This window comes from Pontibacter roseus DSM 17521 (genome assembly GCF_000373265.1).
In the GTDB taxonomy this organism is placed as follows: Bacteria; Bacteroidota; Bacteroidia; order Cytophagales; family Hymenobacteraceae; genus Pontibacter; species Pontibacter roseus.
On record NZ_KB890768.1, the window covers coordinates 58,104 to 83,186 of the forward strand.

22 protein-coding genes and 1 tRNA gene are annotated in these 25,083 nt (G+C 55.1%); 15 read left to right on the forward strand and 8 right to left on the reverse strand.

Annotated features, from left to right (window positions below; all coding sequences use genetic code 11):
- The first annotated feature begins 211 nt into the window (after positions 1–211).
- The 3 genes from B051_RS0118385 to B051_RS0118395 all read left to right on the forward strand — a co-directional run bounded on the left by B051_RS0118385 (position 212) and on the right by B051_RS0118395 (position 2,357).
- Entirely contained in the window at positions 212–1,225 is a 1,014-nt protein-coding gene (locus B051_RS0118385; protein ID WP_018479694.1) for a c-type cytochrome, read from the forward strand.
- Between the two features lie 112 nt (positions 1,226–1,337).
- Positions 1,338–1,835: a methylated-DNA--[protein]-cysteine S-methyltransferase gene (locus tag B051_RS0118390; protein ID WP_018479695.1), complete on the forward strand. Its 498-nt coding sequence runs from the start codon at positions 1,338–1,340 to the stop codon at positions 1,833–1,835.
- A gap of 87 nt (positions 1,836–1,922) precedes the next feature.
- Entirely contained in the window at positions 1,923–2,357 is a 435-nt protein-coding gene (locus B051_RS0118395) for an RDD family protein (protein WP_018479696.1), read from the forward strand.
- 1 nt (position 2,358) lies between these two features.
- Here the strand turns inward: B051_RS0118395 and B051_RS0118400 are convergent, their stop codons facing one another.
- The 6 genes from B051_RS0118400 to B051_RS0118425 all read right to left on the reverse strand — a co-directional run bounded on the left by B051_RS0118400 (position 2,359) and on the right by B051_RS0118425 (position 9,127).
- The gene (locus B051_RS0118400; RefSeq protein WP_018479697.1) at positions 2,359–3,615 is read right to left on the reverse strand and encodes a DUF389 domain-containing protein; all 1,257 of its coding nucleotides are present in this window, start codon (positions 3,613–3,615) and stop codon (positions 2,359–2,361) included.
- Between the two features lie 148 nt (positions 3,616–3,763).
- The gene (locus tag B051_RS0118405; RefSeq protein ID WP_018479698.1) at positions 3,764–4,321 is read right to left on the reverse strand and encodes a histidine phosphatase family protein; all 558 of its coding nucleotides are present in this window, start codon (positions 4,319–4,321) and stop codon (positions 3,764–3,766) included.
- Positions 4,322–4,378: 57 nt separating this feature from the next.
- Positions 4,379–7,255, reverse strand: coding sequence for a tetratricopeptide repeat protein (locus B051_RS0118410; protein WP_157579081.1), 2,877 nt, complete (start codon positions 7,253–7,255; stop codon positions 4,379–4,381).
- Between the two features lie 87 nt (positions 7,256–7,342).
- Complete coding sequence (locus tag B051_RS0118415) at positions 7,343–8,041, reverse strand: phosphatase PAP2 family protein (protein ID WP_018479700.1); 699 nt, start codon at positions 8,039–8,041, stop codon at positions 7,343–7,345.
- Between the two features lie 171 nt (positions 8,042–8,212).
- Positions 8,213–8,294 (reverse strand) — tRNA-Leu (locus tag B051_RS0118420).
- A gap of 125 nt (positions 8,295–8,419) precedes the next feature.
- Complete coding sequence (locus tag B051_RS0118425; protein ID WP_018479701.1) at positions 8,420–9,127, reverse strand: phosphatase PAP2 family protein; 708 nt, start codon at positions 9,125–9,127, stop codon at positions 8,420–8,422.
- 73 nt (positions 9,128–9,200) lie between these two features.
- Here B051_RS0118425 and thpR point away from each other — a divergent pair, with 73 nt between their 5' ends.
- From thpR to B051_RS0118485, 12 genes are all read left to right on the forward strand, one after another.
- Complete coding sequence (thpR, locus tag B051_RS0118430) at positions 9,201–9,779, forward strand: RNA 2',3'-cyclic phosphodiesterase (RefSeq protein WP_245539669.1); 579 nt, start codon at positions 9,201–9,203, stop codon at positions 9,777–9,779.
- A gap of 47 nt (positions 9,780–9,826) precedes the next feature.
- Positions 9,827–10,318: a CinA family protein gene (locus tag B051_RS0118435; protein ID WP_018479703.1), complete on the forward strand. Its 492-nt coding sequence runs from the start codon at positions 9,827–9,829 to the stop codon at positions 10,316–10,318.
- Between the two features lie 35 nt (positions 10,319–10,353).
- Positions 10,354–11,010: a class I SAM-dependent methyltransferase gene (locus B051_RS0118440; RefSeq protein WP_018479704.1), complete on the forward strand. Its 657-nt coding sequence runs from the start codon at positions 10,354–10,356 to the stop codon at positions 11,008–11,010.
- 900 nt (positions 11,011–11,910) lie between these two features.
- Positions 11,911–13,746, forward strand: a complete 1,836-nt coding sequence (locus B051_RS0118445) for a M61 family metallopeptidase (RefSeq protein WP_026236518.1) — start codon at positions 11,911–11,913, stop codon at positions 13,744–13,746.
- Position 13,747: 1 nt separating this feature from the next.
- The gene (locus B051_RS0118450; RefSeq protein ID WP_033317046.1) at positions 13,748–14,254 is read left to right on the forward strand and encodes a hypothetical protein; all 507 of its coding nucleotides are present in this window, start codon (positions 13,748–13,750) and stop codon (positions 14,252–14,254) included.
- Between the two features lie 105 nt (positions 14,255–14,359).
- Positions 14,360–15,010 carry a hypothetical protein gene (locus tag B051_RS0118455; protein ID WP_018479707.1) on the forward strand — a complete coding sequence of 217 codons (651 nt, stop codon included), beginning with the start codon at positions 14,360–14,362 and terminating at the stop codon, positions 15,008–15,010.
- Positions 15,011–15,178: 168 nt separating this feature from the next.
- Positions 15,179–16,195 carry an MBL fold metallo-hydrolase gene (locus B051_RS0118460; protein WP_018479708.1) on the forward strand — a complete coding sequence of 339 codons (1,017 nt, stop codon included), beginning with the start codon at positions 15,179–15,181 and terminating at the stop codon, positions 16,193–16,195.
- Between the two features lie 69 nt (positions 16,196–16,264).
- A complete protein-coding gene (locus B051_RS0118465) occupies positions 16,265–17,734 on the forward strand; it encodes a sodium:solute symporter (protein ID WP_018479709.1) in 1,470 nt (489 codons plus the stop codon).
- A gap of 191 nt (positions 17,735–17,925) precedes the next feature.
- Complete coding sequence (locus B051_RS0118470) at positions 17,926–19,728, forward strand: ABC transporter ATP-binding protein (RefSeq protein WP_018479710.1); 1,803 nt, start codon at positions 17,926–17,928, stop codon at positions 19,726–19,728.
- 974 nt (positions 19,729–20,702) lie between these two features.
- Positions 20,703–21,227, forward strand: a complete 525-nt coding sequence (locus tag B051_RS0118475; protein WP_051080686.1) for a hypothetical protein — start codon at positions 20,703–20,705, stop codon at positions 21,225–21,227.
- A gap of 104 nt (positions 21,228–21,331) precedes the next feature.
- Positions 21,332–22,207 (forward strand): DUF2911 domain-containing protein, encoded by an 876-nt coding sequence (locus B051_RS0118480; RefSeq protein ID WP_018479712.1) that lies wholly within the window; start codon positions 21,332–21,334, stop codon positions 22,205–22,207.
- Between the two features lie 80 nt (positions 22,208–22,287).
- Positions 22,288–23,229, forward strand: coding sequence for a class I SAM-dependent methyltransferase (locus B051_RS0118485; protein ID WP_018479713.1), 942 nt, complete (start codon positions 22,288–22,290; stop codon positions 23,227–23,229).
- A gap of 5 nt (positions 23,230–23,234) precedes the next feature.
- Here B051_RS0118485 and B051_RS0118490 read toward each other — a convergent pair whose 3' ends face one another.
- Positions 23,235–24,941, reverse strand: a complete 1,707-nt coding sequence (locus B051_RS0118490; protein WP_018479714.1) for a sodium:solute symporter — start codon at positions 24,939–24,941, stop codon at positions 23,235–23,237.
- A complete protein-coding gene (locus B051_RS22535; RefSeq protein WP_018479715.1) occupies positions 24,938–25,081 on the reverse strand; it encodes a hypothetical protein in 144 nt (47 codons plus the stop codon). The genes B051_RS0118490 and B051_RS22535 overlap by 4 nt, the downstream gene beginning before the upstream one ends.
- Between the last annotated feature and the right edge of the window lie 2 nt (positions 25,082–25,083).

A 25,083-nucleotide genomic window follows, 5' to 3' on the forward strand; every position in this document is an offset into this window, starting at 1 on the left:
TTCAATCCATACCTTATCGGAAAGCCGCGGACTATGTCTGCGGCTTTTTTTATTTCGTCTACCAATTCATCATATCCACTTACTAAATATACTTTGTTGCAGCTTTCTACGAGCTTTTATATTATAATTTTTATTGAAATTAATCAATATTTTTACCACTTATTCATGCTCTGTTCTAAGTTCGTTCATCTTCTTCTCAAAGCTCCGAAACATGAAAAAAGCGTTCAAAATCATTGGTTATCTGGTTGTTGCCCTAGCTGTGGTAGTGGCAGCAGGCGTGGTATACCTGCGCTATACCTTCCCTAAGGTAGATGCAGCCCCTGTCATCACTATTAAAAAGACGCCAGCCCTGGTGGAGCGAGGCGAGTACCTGGCCCACCACGTGGCTGTCTGTATTGACTGCCACTCCACCCGCGACTGGTCCCGCTTTTCTGGTCCGGTTGTACCAGGCACACATGGCAAAGGAGGCGATGTCTTCAACAAGGACATGGGTTTCCCGGGCACCTTCTACGCCCGCAACATCACTTCCGACAAAGAGACGGGTATAGGCAGCTGGACCGACGGTGAAATCTACCGTGCCATCACGAGTGGCGTGAGCAGGAACGGAGAGCCTTTGTTCCCGGTGATGCCCTACAAAGGCTACGCGAACCTGACCACTAACGACGCCTACGCCATCATCGCCTACATACGCACCCTGGACCCCATCAAGCACAAGGTGCCGGAGTCGGAGCCGGACTTCCCGATGAACCTGATTATGCGCACCATTCCTTCCGGAGGCCCCACCCCTACCGATGAGCGCACGCTGGGTGATGAGCTGGTGAAAGGAAAGTACCTGATGACGGTTGCTTCCTGCGGCGATTGCCATACGCCTAGTGACAAGGGAGAGCCGATAGCAGGTATGCAGCTGGCTGGCGGCATGGAGTTCAAGCTGCCTGGAGGTGTGCTGCGTTCAGCCAACATCAGCCCAGACAAGCAGACAGGTATAGGCACCTGGACCGAGGACGCCTTTGTACAGCGCTTCAAGAACCACGAAGCTCCGGAGGCGGCGACTGCCAAACTTGGCCCGACGGACTTTAACACCATCATGCCCTGGGCCATGTATGCCGGCATGAAAGAAGAAGACCTGCGTGCCATCTACAAATACCTGATGACCCAGGAGCCGAAGAAGAACAAAGTGGAACGTTTCACAGCTGCAACCGCCGGCAAAGCAGACAAAGGCTCCTGATTCCTGAATGCTATCCTAGCAAGGGCCGTCAGCAGGTATAGCTGGCGGCTCTTGCTGTTATTACCCAACCAGATGGCTGGCATTTCTAGCTGCTATACCTTATCTTTCTAACATGGATGCAACAATACACACGGCCTACCTGAGCACTCCTATTGGCGTGCTGCGCATCACCGGCTCTGAGCAAGGTATAGCAACCGTTCTGTTCTGTGACGACATGGACGAGACCGCTGCTGCTGAGGTTCCGGAGTGCCTGCAGGCCTGCGTGCAGCAACTGAAGGAGTATTTCGAAGGGGCGCGCAGGGAGTTCAGCCTCATGCTCAGCCCGACAGGCACCGTGTTCCAGAAACAGGTATGGCAGCAATTGGAGACCATCCCTTACGGCAAGACCAGCAGTTACCTTTCCGTAGCACGGGCTGTATCGGGTGAGAAGGCCATACGGGCAGTGGGAGCGGCCAATGGCCGGAACCCGCTTTGTATCGTAGTGCCCTGCCACCGCGTGATTGGCAGCGACGGCAGCCTAACAGGGTATGCAGGAGGACTTTGGCGCAAAGAGTGGCTGCTGCAGCATGAGGGTGTGCTTCAGAAGTCTATGCAAGGCTCCCTCTTTTAAAAGTGATAATTACTTAAAAAAAACTGCAACCTACCCGATTATCTGCAGTATAGAATAATAGCCTTCTCCCCTTAAAGAGCAGCTGTTATGCAGGTATCCTTCCAAAAGACGAGAACCCATGAGCACGTAGCCGATTTCGGCCCGCGGGTGGTCGCCTTTTGCCTGGACCTTCTGTTCATGCTCACAGTCATAGGAGTCATTGAGTACTACACCATCAGCAGCGACGAAGAGGCCTTGTTACTGAAAACTGAGCGTCTACTTCATTTCCTGCTGGGTTGGCTCTACTTTGCCGGTATGGAGAGTTCTCCCTGGCAGGCCACACTGGGTAAAAACCTGCTGCAGCTCTGCGTCGTCAGCACCAAAGGGGAGCGTATTTCCTTCCGATGCGCCACGATACGCTACTTTGCCAAGCCCATCAGTGTGTTTGCCTTCATCATGCGGGCCCTGGCTAGCTCCCCCCTCACCTATACCCAGTTCTTCCACGACAAGGTGGCCGATACCAAGGTGCTCACACAGCAGTGATTTACTTTAACACTGTGATGTTGAACAGCGGGTCTGCGTTGTAGTCCCGGTGCTTGATGCTGTCTCGCAGCATGCTGGCAATCCGCTCCTTCAGTTCCTCATCGCCCAGGGTTGTGGTGGTTTTGAGAAGCTGTACATCACAGACAACCGAATTCCTGTCGGGTAGCGTGCCCCGTGTGAAGCGTGCGTTTGCCTCTATGGCCTCCACGCCCTCTACTGTTTCCAATGCCGAGCGCATGACCTCAGTGACCAGCGTGCTCAGACTGGACTTCTGCAACGAAGGTTTTTCTTCGAACTGCCAGTACAGCAAAGCAACCAATATTATGGTGGACATCAGCAGCGAGCCCTTGAACACCAACTCCTTCCCATCGCTGAAGCGTACGCCTTTGGTGGTTACTTTCCCCAGAATCCTGAACACGAGCGCCGCAGACAGTTGTATACCTGCCAACTGTAGGATGAGCAGAAACAAGCCGCTCCTCACCAACTGCCAGTCCCCAAACGTGGCCGCCATACCGATGATGGCTGCCGGAGGTGCCAGCGAGGCAGCCACCAGCATACCCACCGACGCCCCCGACACCAGACTATCCCGCTCCGACTGCACCAGGTTGATGGCTCCAGCGAAGCCCGCCACCAGCGGCAGCAGGATAGCCAACTGTGATATGTGGCTGATATCCACCATTAACGTAGTGGCGTGTTTCTGGCCCACCAACCAGCTCAGCAGGGCGGCAATGACCACAGCCGTGCCTATGGAAAGGAAATAGCGCCCGAGGCTCTTCCAGAGGAGACCATTCTTGCCGGAGGCCGCCGCAATGGCCGCGTTCATGGCAGGTCCCGCAAAGGGAGCCACCAGCATGGCCGCCACTAGCAGGTAACTGGTGTTGGTATAGAGCCCTATCCAAGCAATTATACCTCCTGCTGCAGCATAGCCTACAAGCCCCACCTTGGAGCCGACACTCTGTATACCTCCCAAGAAAATCTCGAAAGGACTCCGGTAGGTCACATCCGACACTTGGTCTGGTGCGTCTCCCTGCGGTGGGTACAATGTGATTACGCCTCTTGGTATCAGGTTTATCTCCGCGGATTCAATGTGGTGAATGCGCTCGATGAACTTACTGACCTGCATATTGCTCAAGTATACCGTCACCAGCTCGCCCGAATCCGTTTCCTGTAGTAGTAAATTTTTCCCATCCAGCTCTTTTGCTTTCTCAACAACTTCCTCACCTCGCCCGGCAGGCACTTTTATCGTCAGTTTCCTCATAGGTTTTGCGCTTGTACCTTTTTCTTACGCTGACAAAACCCATTCGTGTTCAGAGGAGCATTTAGGCTATACCTGCTGCAGAAAAGCAAAATCCCATCCGTCAGTTGACGGATGGGATTTTCGTGTGTTGTGAAATGTGGCTCCTGCTTTACTCAGCAAAGCGATTCACCTCTACCACCGCTGGATTCTGGCCATCGACAACAAGCTTGAACAGGTAGGTATATTCGCTGTCAACGATTTCACTCACGGGTCTTTTGGCTCCGAAAGCCTCGATGATGGGAAGCAGCGTGTTGGAGTGGCCTGCCACCACCACCGTCTGCCCAGCATGCTCCTGCAGAAGGCGCTGCTTGATGCCATTGAAGTCGTGCCCTTCATATTGCCGGATTTCCAGTTGGCGTTCATCGGCTAAGGGCTTCAGTGTATGGATTGTACGGATATATTTTGTAGCGTATAGCGCGTCAATGTGCTTCCCTTTCAAGAGCGTGCGCAGCGCTTCGGCCCTGGCTTTTCCGGTATCGTTCAGGTCAGGGTCCTGTTCCGACGGATTGGAGGTGTCCTTCTCAGCATGTCGCACCAAATATACTGTGGTAGGCTCAGCGGCCGGCTGTTCTGCTGCTACCCCGTCTTCAACGGAACCGGAACGGCAGGAAGCCATAAATGTCACCAGAAGCAGTAGCAGCAAAGGAAGGCGTAAAAAATGTTGCATGTGTTGGTTGTTAGGTTTAGTGTGTTATATAATAAGATGTAAGGTAATCCATCGCTGTCAAATGCGGAAAGCCAAATCCTGCCCTTCTCCCAGTACGCGCTCTGCTCTGCCTTTTTTGCCGTCAGCTGCCAGCAGTTGCGCCAGGCACAGGCGGGCTTCGTGCAGGTATGGGTTCACCTCCAAGGCGGCTTCATAGGCTTTGCGGGCACGCTTCCCGTCTCCCTTGGCTTCCCATACCTTGCCGGACACAAACAGATGCTCTGCTTCCAGGGCTGTGCTCTGCTGCATCGGTTGCTTTTTCATTTCCTCCATGGCCTTGTCGGTTAGACCCAGGTCGGCATAAACCCGTGCCAGCAGGAGCGATTCGCCGCGTGGCTTTGCCTTGCCTTCTGTGATAGGCTGTAAGGCCGCCAGGGCTGCTTCTTTGTTATCCAGTTTGAGCTGATAATCTGCGAGGCGCACCATGTAACTTGGGCGGGGAGTGCCTGCCGCTGACAGAATGCGCTGCGCCTCCTCCAGTGTGGCCACTGCTTCGGCGTACTTCCCTTGTGCCGCCAGCACATCGGCGTACTGCTGGCGCAGCTCGTAGTGCTGTGGTTTGCGGGCGACCAGGGCGGCCAGCATGCGTTCCGCCTCCGGTGATGGGCCAGCCGTACCGCGTAGCCAACTGGCGTAGGCCTGTGCCTCGTCTCTCCTGTCGCGGAGGTAGGTGGAGATGGTGGGGGCCTCTTTCACGTATTTCTCCGCCACGGCTACGGCCTCAGGTATGGCGCCATAGGCAGCATACATTTCCCGGTACGCCTGGTTAATGCGGGCGCGCGTCAGCAAATCCTCTTCCCGCTCCAGCGCCTGGTCATAAAGGATGGACTGCGCCTCCATGGCCTGTTTCTGAGGCAGCTTGCCCGCTCTACGCTGGGCCTCCAGCAGTTCCGCCTCAGCCACAAAAATGGGTGCGTAGTCTGGATTCACTTTCTTCGCCTTGTTCAGCCAGCTTTGCGCCCCCGAGAAATCCAGTTGCCGCTGCTTCACACTGCCGTAGGCCAGCAAGGCGGGTTGGTACTTTGCATCCCAGGTGAGCGCCGTGTCCAGATAGGCCGTGGCCTTGGCGTACGCGTTCGACCTTAGCTCCCGATCGGCCAGGTTTAGGTATACCTGCGCCCAATTGCTGGCCATGGACTGTTTGTCGCCAGCCAGGTAAGCCTGCTGCCGCTGCACCAGTCTATCAAGGAAGGTATAGAGCTCCGGGTCTTTCGCTTTGAGGTCACTGGTGGTGTTGATGGACTTGTGGTTGAGCGGATGCACCTTCACTGGCTCAAAATAGGCCGGATAGGTCTGAGCTAGGTATTCGTGTTCGTTATTGGCGGAGTAGTAGTCGAGGGTGCGGCCTTCTTTCATGGCGGTATGGTACAGGCGGCGCACTTCACGGTTCTCGGCATCGGTGAACACCCGGCCGTGGAACAGGTGCACGTACTCGTGCAACACCACGTTGCGTTCCAGGTATGCTCCACGTATCACGTACTCAATGGCTGCCGCCCCGCTTCCCACGCCCCGTATGTCCATCCATTGCCGGTTATCGAAGGTGGTGGCCTGCCGGAAATAAGGTGAGTTCATGGCAATAGCCAGGTCGATGTGCAATGGCGGAATCACGAAATCTTCCCCCTGCCGCGACAGGAATGGGAAGTACACCGTGCTGGCGTACAGCTGCTGCCAGACCATTTTCTGCACCGTCTCGCCGGGGTAGTACGTCACATCCGGGAACACACGGGCGAAGTTAGCAGGGTCCTGGATGACTGTGTTCTGAATCACCTGTGTGAGCGAATCATAGGCGGCCAAGTAAGTCAGCTGCTTCTGCTTGATGACGGCGGCCAGGGCATTGTGCGCCGGACCATAGTGCTTCTTTTTGTGGAGGATGCGCTGGAAAACGACTTCGGCAGAGTCGAGGCGCGGCTGGCGCGGCAAATCAAACGCCATGTAGTAAGCCGAGCCGCGCAACATGTCCGGCAACACCGACTTGGGGTACTGTTGCTGCACTTTCTTTATTTCCGCCAGCGCCTGCTGCAGCTTGCTCTGCGAGATCAGTTGGTCAGCTGGTTTAAGTGCCTTGCGCACTTGCTCGTCCTCGGGTTGGGCATAGTCGGCGTAGGTGAGGTTGGTATGGCCGTTGCCCCAGTGCCAGTGCGTGACATAGTGCAGCGGGTTCAGCTCCAGGGCAAGTTCCCACTGGGCCGCCATGGCATTGAGCTGCGTCGCATCCACGCGCCGCCAGATGGCATAACCGTAATTGAACCGCGCGTCGGCATTGAATGGGTTCAGGGTAAGGCTGGTGACGAGGGGCTTCTCCGCCGCCTCCGGCTTCTGGTCCCAGAACAGCACATCGGACTCCAGCAGGAAGGCATCGGCATTGTTGGGGTTCCAACGCTGCACTTTCACGGCCTGTGCCAGCGCCTCGTTGTACTTCTTCTGGAGCATCAGGATGCGGCCTGCTGCCAGGGTAGCTTCTTCATCTTTCGGATATACCTGTAGCAGTTGCTGTACGGTGGCCAAAGCTTGGGGCAGTTCCCACGCCTGCACCAGCAACTTGCTTTGGAGCAACAGCGCCTCCCGCTCCTGAGGCGACTTTTTCAGCACGCCCTGCACCAGTGCTTCAGCGGCCTGGTATTCATTTCGCAGCATGGCTAGGCGGGCTTTGGCCAATTGCGCCGCAGGTATAGGCGGGGCACTTTCCAGTAGCTTTGCCGCCTCTTGCCACATACCCAGCTCCAGCATGCGACTGGCTCTAACATGGGCGGGTTGATTTCTCGCCTCGCTTACGGCCTTCCGCTCCTGCTGCAGTTTCGCCCGAACTTCCGCCACCTGGTCAGGGTGCTGCCCAAATGACGGCAGCGCCATCAAAACAAAGGTATAACTTAGGAAAGCTTTCAGGAGACGGGGCATAGGACAGGTCAGTTGGGGGTGAATCAGTTACCCGAAAATAACGCGCTATATCGTCAAATCAAAATGATAAGACCTATCTCTCTGTTTTCAGGGTTCCATTGACCGTACATACTTCTGCATGTAGAACTTTTCCACTTTTTTCATCAAGAACACGGCTAGCAGCAGCCAAAGGATGCCCATGGCATAGCCGGCCAGCACATCGGTAGCATAGTGCACGTTCAGGTAGATGCGGCTGTAGCCGATGAGTAGCACCAGCACGGTGAGTAGGGTAATCCACAGCCATTTCCAGAAAGGGGAGCGCACCTCGCGCCAGACAATGTAGATGAGCAGGCCGTAGAAGGAGCCGCCTATCATGGCGTGGCCACTCGGAAAGCTCAAGCCCGACTGCTCCAGCATGGCCGTTACGGGTCTTGGCCGCTCAAAAAGGCGCTTCATCAGTTGGTTGAGCATGGTGCTGGTAAAGGCGATGAGGAGCACGTTGAGCCCATACCAGCGCAGCCTGTGAAACCAGACCAACACCATGACAAGCAGAGCCGGCGCCACCAGCAGGTACTCAGCGGAGGCAAAAAACGTGATGAACTTCATGAACTGCGTCATGCCATCGGAGCGGTGCGAGGCGGCGTAGCGGAAGAGGGCCGTATCGAGGCCGGTGTCCTGATGCACAAACACCTCCCGCACCATGTAGCCAAACACGAACAGACACACCAGGAAAGCCAGCCCAATGACAACAGCCTCTACGGAGAGCAAAGCCAGCAATTCCAGAAAACGTTTGGTGACCCGTTTCATGCAGCAAGAGAAGGTATACGGCCTTGCTTTACGGCCAATGATTGAGGCTTGTTGGTGCGGTAAATTACCGCCTGCGAATTATGCCTTGGCAGAAAGCGGAGATGCAGTTGAGAGGTGGTATAAAACAAAAAGGCCGACTTTGCAGCCGGCCTTTAGAACATTTTGTGTTAGTGCGCACGGGGAGATTCGAACTCCCACACCCGAAGGCACAGGCTTCTGAGACCTGCACGTCTACCAGTTTCGCCACGTGCGCAGCTGGTACTAATTCAAAATGTATTGCCCCAAAACCCTTTAACCCTTATAGATTGGGATTGCAAAGGTACAACAGAAATTATTTTATGCAAGAGCTGTCCTCAAAAAATTTTCACTCACTAAAAATTAATCCTCCTCCACCACCGGATCTATCTCTTTCCTAGTGTATTTCTCCAGTCGGCGCAGGCTCCAGATGCCAATGATAACCCACAGAATGCCAGCTGCAAAGCCCGCCACCACATCTGTAGCGAAATGCACCCGCAGGTATATCCTGCTGAAACCGATGAGCAGAATAAAAATCACCAACAAAAAAACCAGCAGGTTGCGCAGCGGCTTAGACTCCACGTGTTTCCAGGTCAGGTAGATGATGAGGCTGTAGAAGGAGGCGGCAATCATGGAGTGGCCACTCGGAAAGCTAAGCCCGGAGGCCTCCACCAAAGGCAGGTCGGGCCGCTGCCTGTCAAAAAAGTACTTCAGCACCAGGTTGAGCGAGATGCTGCCCAGCGCCACCACCGGCACTTTCAGCGAGTACCACCTGTGCTTGCGCACGAACAGGAAATAGGCGATGAGCATCAGAGCGGCGGCCGTCATAAAGTGGCGCGAAGCGAAGAAGGTGATGAACTCAATGAAGCGGGTGAAGCCTGTGCTCCGCACCTCCTGGGCCAGCGCAAATGCCGATTCATCAAACTCCAGCGGGCCCGCAGCGGTGGCTACCTCCGCACTGACAAACAGGAAAACCAGCACGCAGGCCAAGAAGATGGCCATCACAAAAAGCAACTCCACGGTGAAGAGCGCAAAGCCGGCGGCGAGTTTCCTATAGAAGTGTTTTATCATGTAGCTGTCGTTAAATCAAGTAGAACATAAGGCCAGGTATACGCCTTTGCTTCCATTACGTATTCCTTTGCAAGTGAGTATACAGGAGCAGCGCATGGGCAACACTACCAGACTTTTCATAGCGGCCCCTCTGCCAGAGGAGCTAAAGCAGTATCTAAGTGAACAGGCGAGCCTGTACCAGGATGAGGCGATACGGCCTATACCTTTGGAAAACCTGCACCTGACGCTCTTCTTCATAGGCAATGTGCCGGAAGAGCAGCTGTCCTCCATCAAACAGGTGACGCAACACATCGCCAGCCAGTCCGCCGCCTTCGACCTGCGGTTAGAGGCCATAGAGCCCGGCCCGAAGCAGCGTTCTCCCCGCCTGGTGTGGGCCCGGTTCGAGAGCAGCGCGCTCTTCGAGCAGCTGAGCCAGAGCCTGACCCAGGCGCTCTCCTCCGCCCCTCCTGATACCCGCAAAGCCATTCCGCACATCACCCTGGCCCGCTTCCGGAAAGACCGGCCTGCTCCCCGCAACCTGCCGGTGGTGGAGCCGGAGCAGTCCGTGACGCTGCAGGTTAGGGAGATTGCCGTCTGGCACTCCGAGCTGGCTTCGCCGCACCCTCGCTACCGTATCCTGGAAAGCTACCCCCTGGGGCACAACCCATCGTGACGGAAAAGAGTATGATAAGCACGATTTTGGATTAATTCACCCGTTCTATGACCCAAACCGAGCTCACAGAGCTGACCATGTTATTGAAGGACAAAGGCCTGACCGTGGCCTTTGCGGAGAGTTGCACCGCCGGCATGCTGGCCTCTGAGCTAGTGAAAGCCAAGGGCAGCAGCGATGTATTGATGGGAAGCCTGGTGGTATACCAACCGGAAGCCAAGAAAAAGCTACTGGGCGTAAAGCAGGAGACACTGGACCTATACACAGCCGAATCCCAGCAAGTAACGAACGAGATGGTGATGGGCCTGAAAAAGGCACTAGCCGCCGACATCAGCGTGGCCACCACCGGATTGGCGGGACCCGGCGGCTCCGAGAACTCCGAGAAGCCTGTCGGCACCATGTTCGTCTCCATCCTTTACGATGGCAAGGCAGAGGAATTCAGGGAAGTCTTCAAAGGCAACAGCCTCAGCATACGCAAGCAACTCTCCGACTACATCTTCGAGAAGCTCAAAGGTATAGTGGAGGAGCATTATGACCGATAAACCATAGCTTTGCGCCTCACCCATACCTGCGGCACTTGCAACCTCACCCTGACAGCGGCTTTGACAGCGTAGCGCCTTTCTATGACGGCCTTTCCCGGCTGGTGTTTGGCGATGCGCTGCGGCAAGCTCAGTTGATATTTCTTCCGGCTATACCTAATCAGCCGCGCGTCTTGCTGATTGGCGGCGGCTCCGGTTGGCTGTTGGAACAACTACTGCGGCTGCGGCCCGGCATGACGGTGACCTACCTCGAAGCCTCGTCTAAGATGCTACAGAGGGCCAGGCAGCGCATAGCGGGAAAAGATTCCGCTTTACCACATCGAGTAATTTTCCGCTTGGGCACCGAAGACGCGCTACTGCCGCATGAGCAGTTTGATGTCATCCTGACGCCCTTCCTCCTCGACCTGTTCCCGGATGAGCGGCTGCAGCACCTCATGGACAGATTGTTTGATGCCCTGACTGCCGATGGCCTCTGGTTCTTTTCTGACTTCTGGCCTGCGCAAACTCCTCCCCCGCTCTGGCAGCGCTTGCTGCTTAAAATTATGTATGCCTTTTTCGGTATAATCAGCGGTGTGAAAGCAACTGCCATACCTGATTTCGCGCGTCATTTCGCCCGTTTTGCTTTACAGGAAGAAGCTTCTAATGCTTTTTACGGTGGTATGGTACAGGCAAAGGTGTTTCGGAAGCTTGCTTAAGCAACAGCCATTAGTCATTCAGTATCCGCTTATTTGCGGAGGTCTTTACTTCTTCATCCCAGTCTTGTTTCATCGCTTGCCCTGGCCGGGTGGGCCTTGCTTTTCTCCTTGATGAGAATCGAGGGCCCCTACCCCCAAAGTAAGCAAAAGAATCAAGGCGCTCCTTTCTCGAGGGCCCCTACCCCCACTCGCTGACCGCTCGGACAGTGGAGCGCCAAAAGGTGCACCTGGCATTAGTCTCTGCTCTGTCGCTGCGGTAGAAACTCTCCCCTTGAGGGAAGTCAGAGGGGTGTTAAGGCTATACCTATACATATATTGTCATTCCGACGAAAGGAGGAATCCATTACTACAGCCACCGCCGGTGTGAGCGCAGCGGGAGCCGGCGGTGAGACATGCCGGGCGGTCTGCACCTGGCGTATCTTCTACTTTCTTCGCTAGTGTCCTCACAAAAGCCGCATCTGCGCTGGCGCTCGATGTGCGGCCCTAAGGGCGTTAGATTCCTCCTTTCGTCGGAATGACAATATTCCTGATAAGATTCGTGCAGGTGATTCCTCACCCGCAAGGGGCAGGTATAGCACGGTGGCATCGCCAAAGGCCTCAGCCAAGATGTGTCCTACCCAGTCCTTGGGCAGAGCGCCTTGTAGGTTTCCGGTGCCGCAGGCATTGCGACGATAGGAGCAAAGGAAAGATACACAGCGCGAGGGCCAAGGACGATGCCCCGCGGCTTGAGCGCTCGAACAGAAGCAACGCAGCTGAAAGTATAAGGGCATTGGAACGGCAGCTACTATGAAATGATAAACCTCATAGCTTATAGCAACAGGCATTTAGCCAAAAACAACACCTATTTCCGCGTCTCCAGTAAATTCTCTACTTTTAGAAAACGAAACATCTCCCTTTCCTATGTCCAAAAGACGCTTCAGCGCTCTGTGCGCTGCCCTGTCACTCTCCGTCATGCCTTTGTTGGCGCAGCAGCAGGTAAGCTACCACCTCTCTTTCCCGAACGCCGTTCACCACGAGGCGCAAATCAAAGTGACCTTCACAGGTATACCTTCCGATACCCTGCAGGTGCTGATGCCCCGGAGCTCACCTGGCCGCTACGCCCTGCACGAGTTCGCCAAAAACGTGTACAGCGTGAAGGCCACCGACAGCAAAGGAAACCAACTGCGCATCAGCAGGCCCAGCCCTTATCAGTGGGATGTGGTGGGTCATCAGGGCGAGGTGACGGTCAGCTATACCTTGTTTGGCGACCACGCCGATGGCACCTATGCTGGTATAGACGAGACCCACGCGCACCTCAACATGCCAGCCACGCTGCTATATGCCAAAGGTTTTGAGAGGACTCCTGCCAAAGTCACTTTCCGGACGCCCCAAAAAAGCAACTGGAAAATAGCCACGCAACTGAAGCCTGAGAACGATTCTACCTTCTCTGCCCCTGACTTCCAGTACCTGATGGACAGCCCCACCGAGCTGAGTGTTTTTGAGTTGGCCGAGTGGACGGTGAACGACCAGGGTAAAAAGAAAACCATACAGGTGACGCTCCACCACCAAGGCACCAAAGCACAGTTTGAGGAATATGTCGCCAAAACGAAGAAGATTGTGGCGGAGCAACGGGCCGTGTTTGGCGAGCTGCCGGACTTCGATTTTGGCCGCTATACCTTCATTGGCTGCTACATGCCGCAGGCGGTGGGCGATGGCATGGAACACCGCAACTCCACCATCGTCACCAGTTCCCGCCCACTGGCCACCACCATGCCCGGCCAGCTGAACACGGTGTCGCATGAGTTTTTCCATGCCTGGAACGTGGAGCGCCTGCGTCCGCAGAGCCTGGAGCCCTTCGACTTCCAGCGGGCCAACATGTCGGAGGCGATGTGGCTGGCCGAGGGTTTTACCACCTACTACGGCGACCTCACCATGCACCGCAGCGGCATATATGACACAAAGAAGTACGCCAGCGACCTGGCCGGAGACCTGAACTACGTGCTGCTTTCCCCGGGCCGGCACTACCACAGCCTGATGGAGATGAGCCTGCAGGCGCCGTTCGTGGATGCGGCCCGCTCCGTAGACCCAGTCAACCGCCACAACACCTTCATCTCCTACTATACCTATGGCAGTGTGCTCGCGCTCGGGCTCGACCTGACCCTGCGCCGCGACTTCAACACCACCCTGGACGCCTACATGCAGGCACTCTGGCAGAAATACGGCAAGCCGGAGAAACCCTATACCTTGGCTGACCTGGAGCAGACACTGGCCGAAGTGACCAAAGACAAAGCCTGGGCCGCTGATTTCTTCCAACGCCACGTCTTCGGCAGCGAGCTTCCGGATTACTCCAAACTGCTGGCGGAGGCAGGCTTCCAGCTGCGCAAGGCCTCTCCGGACAAACCCAGTCTGGGGCCGGCCAACCTGGAGTATAGCAAAGAAGGAGCGAAACTGTTGAACGGCACCGTCGTGACCTCTCCGCTCTACAAAGCCGGACTTGACCGCGGCGACATCATCACGAGCCTGAACGGAAAGAAAGTAACCTCTGCCAAAGAACTGGAGAAAATCATGGCGAAACTCAAGCCCGTCCACAGCGTGCCGCTTACCTTCCTGCGACACGGCGAAACCCGCACCACCACCATCATTCTGGAGGAGACGCCCACATTGGAGGTAGTGCCTTTTGAGGCAGCAAACAAGGAGCTGACACCCGCTTTGCAAAAGTTCCGCCAGGCCTGGCTTGGCAGTAAGGCAGCTAATTAGCATGACTAGGTTGAATGTGAGGCTGGTACTGGTGCACGTGCTGCTGGTGCTGGTGCTTTCCTATGCTTTCATCGCCTTAGGCTACATCTATGACATGCCCTTGACGGAGCTATACCTGGAAAAGAAGGAAAACATGGCTGCGTTTGCAGAAAGCGCCAAAGGCTACCATTTGCCGGAAGAGCGGGTGCAAAAGTTTGCGCTGGTGGAGCGGGGCGCTCCTTTTGCAGGTGCTCTATTTGCAGTGGTACTCGCCTTCATCTCTACCCGAAAGAAAAAGTACAGTTACCTGAACACAGGAGTGGTACTGGTGGCGGCGCTGGCTTTTGCCTTGGTTGGCTTACTGGACCTGTCGCTTCTCAAAACTATACTTTTTGCCCCTGGCAGGTTGGTGTCTGACTCCGTTGCCACGGCCTATACCTTGAATTACCTGCTGCTGCTTGTCCTCAGCTTCTGGCTGGCCCTTTCCGATGTGGTCATTCCGGCTGCCGGGAAAGCCCGTCAGGTATAGCCGCTGACAACAAATGCCACTGGCCTCCGTTTGGAAATAGACGAGAGACTTGCTATTGAAGCGATTGAGCCTTAACTTAGTACGACCAACACCTAGAATTTCCACGTGAAAATAGTTATAACCACCTTACTGGCCTGCAGCCTCTTCGCTGGCACAGCTCTGGCCCAGACACAGCAGAAAGCCAGCCTGGATGCCGCTCCTACCCCTGTCCTGCAGGAACAGCCTGCGCCGCAGACCGCGACGGCAAATCCTTCCATGCTGAGTATGCCTGCCAACCGGATGAGCTATGGCCTTTCGGCAGGAGCCAGCTTTGGCAGCGGCTTTGGCGCCACATATTTGGAGCCTACCGTACGGTACCAGGTGAGCCCCCGACTACGAGTGTTCGGCAGCATGACGTATATGAACGTGATGTCGCAGCAGTATACCGCGTCTACCCTGGAAGGCGGCACCATCATGCGCCGCACCAGCCCAAGCAGCCACTACATTGTGAATGCCGGCGCGGATTACCTGGTGAACGACCGCCTGATATTGAGCGGCAGCGTGTGGAAGGATTTTTCGAACGTGCCTGCGCAGAACCCAGCCTACACTAATTTCATGACACCGGGCAGGCAGGCCATGGACTTCAGGGCTACTTACAAAATCACCGACCACTTCTCTGTGACGGGTGGCATGCGCTATACCGATGGTGCTTCGCCTTTTTATAGTCCCTTCCACAGCCCAGGTTTCGGCAACAGAGGAAGCGCTTTCTGGTACTAATCCCTAGCGCAACTATACCTGATACAAGACTTTGCAAAAGCGCCTCTTCTCTCCAGAAGGGGCGCTTTTTCCATGCTAATCAGTACCATTCTCGCTTTTTTCCGGGGATGCCTCAACTTTAAACTGGCTTAAACTGTTTATATTTCCTGAAACAACCTTACTCTGATTTTGAGGCAGAAGAGCAACATAGTACGACACCTGAAAAACGAGCGGCTTGAAGTGGTAAAGCCTGACTTCCGCGGAAACAAGACAGTGGCCGGGCAGTTTGTGAACGGCAGCGAACTCTACATTCCGGATTTTAGCAATGTGCTCCGCTGGAAGCTCTCCCGCAACCCGCAGCGCGACGAGAAGAAAGCCGATAATTATGTGCCGCGCGTGGTGTATGGCAACGACTTCATCACCTCAACTGAAGATGTGGTGGTTTGGCTCGGCCACGCCACCTTCTTCATCCGGATGAATGGGGTCACTTTCCTAACCGACCCTGTGCTCTACGACCTGCCTATGATTAAGCGCCGGGTCGGTCTGCCTTGTACTCCGGAGCAGCTCACAGGTATAGACTTCCTCTTGCTGTCGCACGCGCACCGCGACCACCTCGACACAAAGTCTATCCAGACGATTTACCAGCACAACCCCAACCTGCGGGCTCTGACTCCGCTCAAGGCGGGCGACCTGCTGCGGAGCGCCGAACCACACCTGCCTTACCAGGAAGCCGGTTGGTACCAGAAATACGACCTCACACCTGAAGGTATAGACATCTACTTTCTGCCGGCATCCCACTGGCATCGCCGCGGCGCCTTCGACATGAACAAGGTACTGTGGGGAAGCTTCCTCCTTAAAGTAGGCGACAGGCAACTCTATTTTGCCGGTGATACAGGCATGAATGGCCATTTTGAGGAAATTGAGTCCCTTTTCGGGCCGATGGACGTGTGCCTGTTGCCGGTGGGGGCGTACCGACCAAGCTTCCTGATGCAGAAGAGCCACCTGAACCCGCATGAGGCGGTAAAGGCTTTCAACATACTGCGTGGCGGCACTTTCATTCCCATGCACTACGGCACCTTCGATTTGTCTGATGAGCCGCCGGGAGAGCCGGTGCGGCTGCTGGAGCAGATAGCGGCGGCAGGCGTGTTACGTGGCCTTCGTATTCCTGCCATCGGGGAGCAGGTGCTGCTGCAGGGGCTGGAATAAAGAAAACCGATTTGGGGTGCTATATTTGCGGGCCTGTCTTGACAGGGCTTGTGACCAATAGCCGCCTACATGTCTCCAACGCTTATCATCAGCCTGATTATAGGCTACTTCTGCATCCTCATCTTCATCTCTTTCCTCACCAGTGGGAAGACGGATTCCGATACCTTTTTCCTGGCGAACCGGAAATCGCCCTGGTACGTGGTGGCCTTCGGCATGATTGGGGCCACTTTGTCGGGCGTCACGTTTGTGTCGGTGCCAGGAATGGTGCGCGATGTACAGTTCACATACCTACAACTGGTGCTCGGTTACCTGGCCGGCTACTTCGTCATCGCGCTGGTGCTGCTGCCGCTCTACTACCGCCTCAACCTGGTGTCCATCTATACCTACCTGGAGCAGCGCTTCGGGTTCTGGAGCTACAAAACCGGTGCGGCTTTCTTCCTGCTCTCCCGCACCCTGGGCTCGGCCATACGCCTTTTCCTGGTGGCCAGTGTGCTGCAGCTGGCGGTGTTCGACGAGGTGGGTCTTCCTTTCTCGGCTACGGTGGGCATCACCATCCTGCTCATCTGGGCCTATACCTTCCGTGGCGGCATGAAGACCATCATCTGGACCGATACTTTCCAGACCTCGGCCATGCTCCTGGCTGTGGCTGTCAGCATCTGGGTGGTGTCGGATGAGCTGAACCTGAGTTTCCAGGGCATGGTGGAGACGATATCGGCGAGCGAGTATGGCACCGTGTTCAATTGGGATTTTAAGGCAAACACGTACTTTCTAAAGCAGTTCTTCGCCGGCGCTTTCATCACCATCGTGATGACGGGCCTGGACCAGGACATGATGCAGAAGAACCTGAGCTGCAAAAACCTGCCCGAGGCGCAGAAGAACATGTTCTGGTTCAGCGTGCTGCTGGTGGTGGTGAACGTGATGTTCCTTTCTCTAGGAGCCTTGCTATACCTGTATGCGGCCTCTAAAGGTATAGCGCTGCCGGAGCGCGGCGATGACGTGTTCCCGTTTCTGGCCCTCAACTATTTTCCCGGCATCGTGGGTATAGCGTTTATCCTGGGCATCATCGCCATCGCCTACGCCTCCGCCGACTCCGCCCTCACGTCCCTGACTACCTCCTTCTGTGTAGACTTCCTCAACTTCAAGGAGCGTAGCGAGCATGAGCGCGTGCGGTTGCGCTACTTTGTGCACATCGGCTTCTCGGTGATGATTGCGCTCGTTATCCTGGCAGTGGACGCCCTGAACAGCCAGAGCCTGATTGCCACGGTGCTGCAGGTGGCCGGCTATACCTATGGGCCGCTGTTGGGTCTCTATACCTTCGGGCTCTATACCCGCCGTTCCGTCCGCGACCGCTACGTGCCGGCCATCTGCATCGTGGCCCCGCTCCTCACCTACCTCATCAGCGCCAACTCCGTGGAGTGGCTCTACGGCTACCAGTTCGGGTTTGAAGTACTGATACTGAACGGCTTCCTGACCTTTACAGGGCTTATGGCCATATCCAAAAGGGAGACAGAACTGGAGTTGGAAGAAGGCGAGTTATAGCAGCGACTGTCTCTATCCGCAAACTGGGGCAGGCCGTTAGGGCTATGTCGCTTAGTTTGCTTACCTTTGAAAGATTTTTCGGGGTGGTGGCATCTTTAGCTGATTTTGGCTGTTATACCTCCGCATACCCCCTGCTGCCACGGGCTTTGCCAAGCCAGCAGCCCCAACATGTACAAGTATAAGTTTTATTGATGGCAAAACGCGGATTCGGGCCGAGCGAAAGCACACCAGAGAAAGAAGGCAGAAAGAAAATAAGCAAGGAAAGCTTTCGGCGCGGGATTAAAATCTTCAGCTACGTCTTACCCTACAAGTTCAAGTTCCTGATTGGGCTGGGTTTCCTGGTGCTCTCCAGCCTTACCTTCATGGCGTTCCCCTACCTGGTGGGCAAACTCTTCAACGAATCTGAGAACGAGCTGATCAACATGTACGCGCTTGGTCTGCTAGGTGTGATTCTGTTGCAGGGCATCTTCTCGTTTTTCAGGGTATACTTCTTTGCCCAGGTGAGCGAGAACGCGGTGGCCAACATCCGGAAGGACCTCTACAGCAAGTTCGTGCAGTTGCCTATTTCCTTTTATGAGAAAAGGCGAGTGGGTGAAATCACCAGCCGCATCACCACCGATGTGGCGCAGGTGCAGGATGCCATGTCCATCACACTGGCCGAGCTGTTCAGGCAGGTCACTACGCTCATAGTCGGGGTGGCCCTGATTATGTGGATTTCAATCAAGCTTTCCCTTTTCATGCTGGCTACCTTCCCTGTGTTGGTGGTGCTGGCCATGATATTTGGGCGCCGCATCAAAAAACTCTCCAAGCAGACGCAGGACGAACTGGCTAACACAAACGTGATTGTGGAGGAAACGCTCCAGGCGATTAATACCGTGAAAGCTTTCACCAACGAGATGTTCGAGGTAGCCCGCTACCGCACCACCCTGGCAAAAGCGGTGCGCACGGCCATTTCCACTGCCAACTACCGGGGCGCGTTCATCACGTTCATCATTGTAGGTCTGTTCGGCGGCATCATTCTGGTGATTTGGTATGGCGCCACGCTGGTTGCCAACGGCGAGATTGCCCGCGATAGCTTTGTTTCTTTTGTGCTCTATACCGTGTTCATTGGGGCTTCTGTAGGCGGCTTGGGCGATTTGTATGGCAAAATACAGTCGGCATTGGGAGCCACCGAGCGCATACAGGAAATACTGGCCGAATCAGAGGAACCGACCGACAAGAGCCAACGCCCACTGAGCGGAATCCGGCGCGTACAAGGTGATATTCACTACAACCAGGTAGCCTTCTCCTACCCTACCCGCCCCGATATACAGGTACTGCGCGACATCAACTTCAGCATCCGGTCCGGCGAGAAAATCGCTTTGGTGGGACCAAGCGGCGCCGGCAAGTCCACCATTGTGCAGCTGCTGCTCCGTCTCTATGACGTGAGCCACGGCAGCATCACCGTGGACGGCACCGACATCCGCAACATGAACCTGACCGAATTGCGCGCCAACGTGGGCATCGTGCCACAGGAAGTGCTGCTGTTTGGCGGCTCCATCCGCGAGAACATCGCCTATGGCCGTCCGGAAGCGACCGAGGAGGAAATCATCATGGCGGCCCGCAAAGCCAACGCCTACGACTTCATCAGCACCTTCCCCGAAGGCCTGGACACGCTGGTGGGCGAACGAGGCATCAAGCTCTCCGGTGGGCAGCGCCAGCGCGTGGCCATCGCCCGGGCCATACTCAAGAACCCGGCTATTCTCGTACTCGACGAGGCCACCAGCTCATTGGACTCTGAGTCAGAGAGCCTGGTGCAGCAGGCCATGGACGAACTGATGAAGAACAGAACCTCCATCGTGATAGCCCACCGCCTGAGCACCATCCGCAAAGTGGATAAGATTCTAGTGATAGACGGTGGCGAGATTGTAGAGGAGGGCTCCCACGATATGCTCTCCATGAACGACAACGGCATCTACGCCAACCTGCTCCGCCTGCAGTTTGAGATGAGTTAAGGATAATTTAAAAGATTTTAAAGATAGCCCTGTCAGCCTTTGCGTTGGCAGGGCTGTTTTGTTTCTACTATCTGTTGGTGTCGTTTCTGCTTTGTAGCAGTGGTCTTTGCGGTTTGCCCGCTGAGTTGCTTCGTAGCTTGCCCTGGCCGGGCGGGCCTCACTTTTTTCCTTGATGAAAATCGAGGGCCCCTACCCCCAAAGTAAGCAAAAAAATCAAGACGATTTTGAACTAGCTGAACGCTCAGACAAAAAATCGTTATTGGGTGCACCTGGCTGATGCCGCTGCTTTGTAGCTGCTGTGGAAACTCTCCCCTTGAGGGGAGTCAGAGGGGTGTTAAGGCTATACCTGCTCGCGTTCTGTCATTCCGACGAAAGGAGGAATCTGTTACGCTGCCCACCGTCGGTGCGAGCGCAGCGGGGACCGGCGGTGAAAGATGCGAGCCAATCTGCACCTTCCGTATCTCCTACTTTCTTCGCCAATGTCCTCACAAAAGCCGCATCTGCGCTGAAGCTGGATGTTCGGCTCGTAGGGTATAAGATTTCTCCTTTCGTCGAAATGACAACATGGGTATTTATACCTGTGGAGACTCGTGCAGGTGATTCCCCTCTCAGGAGGGGCAGGGGTGGGTATAGCATGGCAGCGTCACCAGCGGCCGCAGCCAAGGAGTGACCTACCCAGTCCTTGGGTAGAGCGCCTTGTAGGTTTCCGGTGCCGCAGGCATTGCGACCGTCAGGGTAGCAAAGGAAAGATACACAGCGCGAGGCCAAAGGACGAAGCCTCGCGGCTTGAGCGCTCGAACAGCAGCAATGAAATTAAAGGTATAAGGGCATCGGAACGGCAGCAACTATACAACGTTGATAAATCAGCATCTAACCACAACCTTCCATAATATATACTTCTATGAATATCACTCTTTCTTGCTAATTTGCAACGCAGAAACCATACCCCTGCCGTTCACGCCCCGTTACCTTTTATGTATACACCCAGCGCTTTCACCCGAGCCCTACTAGTGTGCTTTTTGTCTCTTTCCGGCTACCTGGTCACCGCCCAGAATTACCGCGACACCTTCTCGGCGAAGACCTCCCTTTACGCTGAGCTTGGCGGAAACGGCGACGCCTACTCCCTGAATGTGGACCGTATCGTGTACCAGGACGCTATGTTCAAAACAGCCCTGCGGGTGGGGTTGAGCAGTAACTTATTCTTCCTGGAGCAGGAATCAGGCGTATATCCTGTCGTGCCGGTAGAGGTGTCCGGTATGCTGGGCCGGTACCGTAAGCACATCGAGGCAGGTTTAGGCTATACCCGCCGCTTCACCACTGAACCGGATTTGATTCAAAACATGTACTTCGGGCGCGTCGGGTTCCGGTACCAGCAGCCGCAGGGCGGTATGTTGGTGCGGGTGGGCCTCACGCCGTTCCTGTCTGCAGAGGTGGACAGGAAAACCCCGGGGTTGACGCTGGTGCCTCGTTTTGCGTTCAGCATCGGCCGAAGCTTTTAATTTGACGTATACCTGCTGTTAACTAGCGGCAAAAACTGCTAATCCACACTTTTTTAGTAGATTTACATAAGTAAAAAACACCCTAAAACTAAATTCAAAGAAACATGAAAAAAGCTTTATTCAACATCATGCTGTCGGCCGCACTGCTCTGCGGAGCTGGCGCCGTACAGGCACAGCAGCAAGGCATCGCCATGCCAGCCGCCAGCCCTATGTCCACTGTGACGCAAAAAGTAGGCTTGGCTGATGTGACTGTTACTTATTCCCGTCCATCCGTAAAAGGCCGTTCCATCTTCGGAGGCGACGTGGTGCCTTATGGCAAGGTATGGCGCACGGGTGCGAACAACTCCACTACCATCAAGTTCAGCGATGATGTGACTATCCAAGGCAAGAAGGTGCCTGCCGGAGAGTATGCCTTGCTGACTATACCTGCGCAGAATGAGTGGACCATCATCCTGTACAAGGACACGAAGCTGGGTGGTAACGTAGCCGCCTACAAACAGGAAAACGACCAGCTGCGTTTCACCGTGAAGCCGCAGACTAACCCTAGAGCGGTAGAGAGTTTCACCATCAACTTCGCCAACCTGAAGAGCAACTCGGCTGACCTGGAGATACTGTGGGACAAAACCATCGCCAGCTTCCCTATCGAAACGGATGTGGACAGCAAAGTGATGGCTCAGATTCAGGAGCGCGTTGTAAATAGCAAAGAGGTGTCTCCTGCGCTTTACGCCGCTGCCGCCAACTATTACTACGACAACAACAAAGACATGAAGCAGGCGCTGGAGTGGATTCAGAAGGCCAATGCCAACGACCCTAAATTCTGGAACCTGCACGCGCAGGCTAAAATCCAGGCGAAGCTGAAGGATTACAAAGGCGCCGTGAAAACCGCTGAGCAGTCTATAGCGCTAGCCAAAAAGGAAAACAACGACGACTATGTGCGTATGAATGAGAAAGCCATAGCGGAGTGGAAGAAAGCGAAGTAGGTCATACCTGCCTCCTCTAGTAAAGAAAGCCTCTGCTCTGCCAGGGGCTTTCCTTTTTATACCTGATAAACCTATACCTGTTGGAAGAGCAAGAAGAAGATAAACGACATTCAGAAGACCACCTGGGGCCTGCGCGGGAATACTGGTGGAACGAGGATTATTTGGAGTTGCTGGCTCAGCGCCTCAACCTGGAGTACTGCCAGTCGCTGGTGGACATAGGCTGCGGCAAAGGCATGATGGGCTTCAAGTTTTCGAAGTACCTGCCGTCTGGAGCCACCGTGTACGGCGTGGACTTCGAGGCGGAATACATTGAGGAAGCCCAGCAAAAGGCGCAGAGCGTATACCTGCACAATCCTATACAATATGACTTCCGTGTGGGCAACGCCTCCGACATCCCCCTACCCGACAACCTAGCCGACATCACGCTCTGCCAGACGCTGCTCATCCATGTGAAGGACCCCCAACGGGTGATTCAAGAGATGATTCGGATTACAAAACCGGGCGGCTGGGTGCTGGCCCTGGAACCGAACAACCTGGTACCCAACCTCATGTTTGACCGGTATGGCGAAACCGACTTTGATGTGGAAAGCACCCTGGAGGTACTGGAGGTGAAGCTGCGTATTGAGAAAGGTAAGAAGCGGCTCGGCGAAGGCTTCAACTCGCTGGGCGACGTGGTGCCTGACCTGTTCGTGAAAGCCGGCCTGCGCGATACGAAGGTATGGATATCGGACAAGGCGCTCTCCATCATACCGCCCTATGACTCAGCCGAAAAGATGCTGCGCGTGGAGCAGATGCTCAGCTGGATAGAATCAGAAGCCATGGGCTACCAGTACCAAGACAACCTGAACTACTTCATGGCCGGCGGTGGCGACAAAGACAAGTTCGATGCCTACTGGCAGAAGCTCCTTTTCAACAAGTTCAACCTGAAGCAGCGCCTGCAGAACGGCGAGTACATCTCCGCGGGCGGAAGCCTCATCTACATTGTGGCAGGTCGCAAACCCAGACCGTCAGAGTTAGGCTAAACCGGCTAGGCCGCCTGCTTCTCCCGTTTGCGCTGGTTCAGCAATACTTGGAAGATTAAGCCGAACACGATTACGGCCACGCAGCCAATCACATTGAACCACAGGAAGGCGATGTCGGTGTAGAAGTGGCAGTACAGTACAATGGCCTCAGCCACCAGCGCCGCCATGAACACCGCATTCCCTTTGATGTATTTGAAATAGAAAGCCACTAAGAAAATCCCTAGGATGGTGCCATAGAAGATGGAGCCGATGATGTTCACCGCCTGTATCAGGTTATCCAGCAGCGAGGCGTAGGTAGCGAAGATGATGGCCAGCAAACCCCAGGCGGCTGTGAATATTTTAGAGGCCTTGAGGTAGTGGAAGGCGTTGTCATTCTGGTTGACAGAGCGTTTGTAGATGTCTACCACCGTGGTGGAGGCAAGCGCGTTCAGCTCCGACGCCGTGGACGACATGGCCGCTGAGAAAATAACCGCCAGTAGCAGTCCCACCAGCCCAGCGGGCAGGTATTTCATCACGAATGAGATGAATACGTAATCGGTGTCTTTTGTCTCTGCATCCGGGGTGGCTTTCGAAATCAGGGCCTTCACATCGGTCCGTATTTCCTTGGAGGCATCGGTGATAGTTTGCACTTTCGCCTGGGCCGCGTCTATGGCTGCCTCATCATCGGTGCGCAGCGCCGACACCAGCCCTTTCACCGCCTCCTGCTTCTGGTTGAAGAGCTGGGTATGCTGCGACTCCAGCGCCTCCAGCTCCGGCGCATATTCCGTGGCGTATACCTTGTTTTTGGCCGCTTCATTGAAAAAGAGCGGTGGCTGGTTGAACTGGTAGAACACGAACACCATCACCCCGATGAACAGAATCATGAACTGCATCGGAATCTTGAGCAGTCCGTTGAAGAGCAGTCCCAGCCGGCTTTCCGCCACAGAGCTGCCACCTAGATAGCGGGCCACCTGGCTTTGGTCGGTGCCGAAGTAGGACAGCGATAGGAAGAGCCCGCCCGTCAGCCCAGACCAGAAGTTATACCTGTCGTTCCAGTCAAAAGAAAAGTCCACCACGTTCATCTTGCCCATCTTGCCGGCCACGGCCACGGCATCACCAAACGACACGTCCTCCGGCAGGTAACGCACCACCATGAAACCCGCCACCAGCATACCGCCCATCATCACGGCCATCTGCTGCTTCTGTGTCACGCTCACCGCCTTGGTGCCGCCCGATACGGTATAGACAATCACCAGAGTACCAATAATGAGGTTAGTCGCCGTCAGGTTCCAGCCTAGTATGGTGGACAGGATGATGGCCGGCGCATAGATTGTGATGCCAGCCGCCAGCCCGCGCTGCACCAAAAACAGGAAGGCAGCCAGCGAGCGCGTCTTCAGGTCGAAACGGCTTTCCAGGTACTCGTAGGCCGTGTATACCTTGAGCCGGTAGAAAATAGGAATGACGGTTACGGAGATGATGACCATGGCAATCGGCAACCCGAAGTAGAACTGCACAAAGCGCATCCCGTCCTCGTATGCCTGACCCGGCGTAGACAGAAACGTGATGGCACTGGCTTGCGTGGCCATAATGGAAAGGCCGATGGTCCACCACTTCATGCTGTTGTCGCCCTTCAGGTAGCCTTCAATGTCTTTGCTGCCACGGGTTTTCCAGACGCCATAAATCACGATGAACCCAAGCGTGCCCAGCAATACAATCCAGTCAAGTAACCTCATTCGTAGAGTTTGGTGATAATGTAAAACAGGATAATCAAGAAGGCTAGGTTGCCCAGCACTAGCCAGTACATCCCGCGCCAGCTCTTGAAGAAGGGAGGCTTGTCCAGATTATCCTTGGTTGTGTGGTCCGATTCTTTCATGG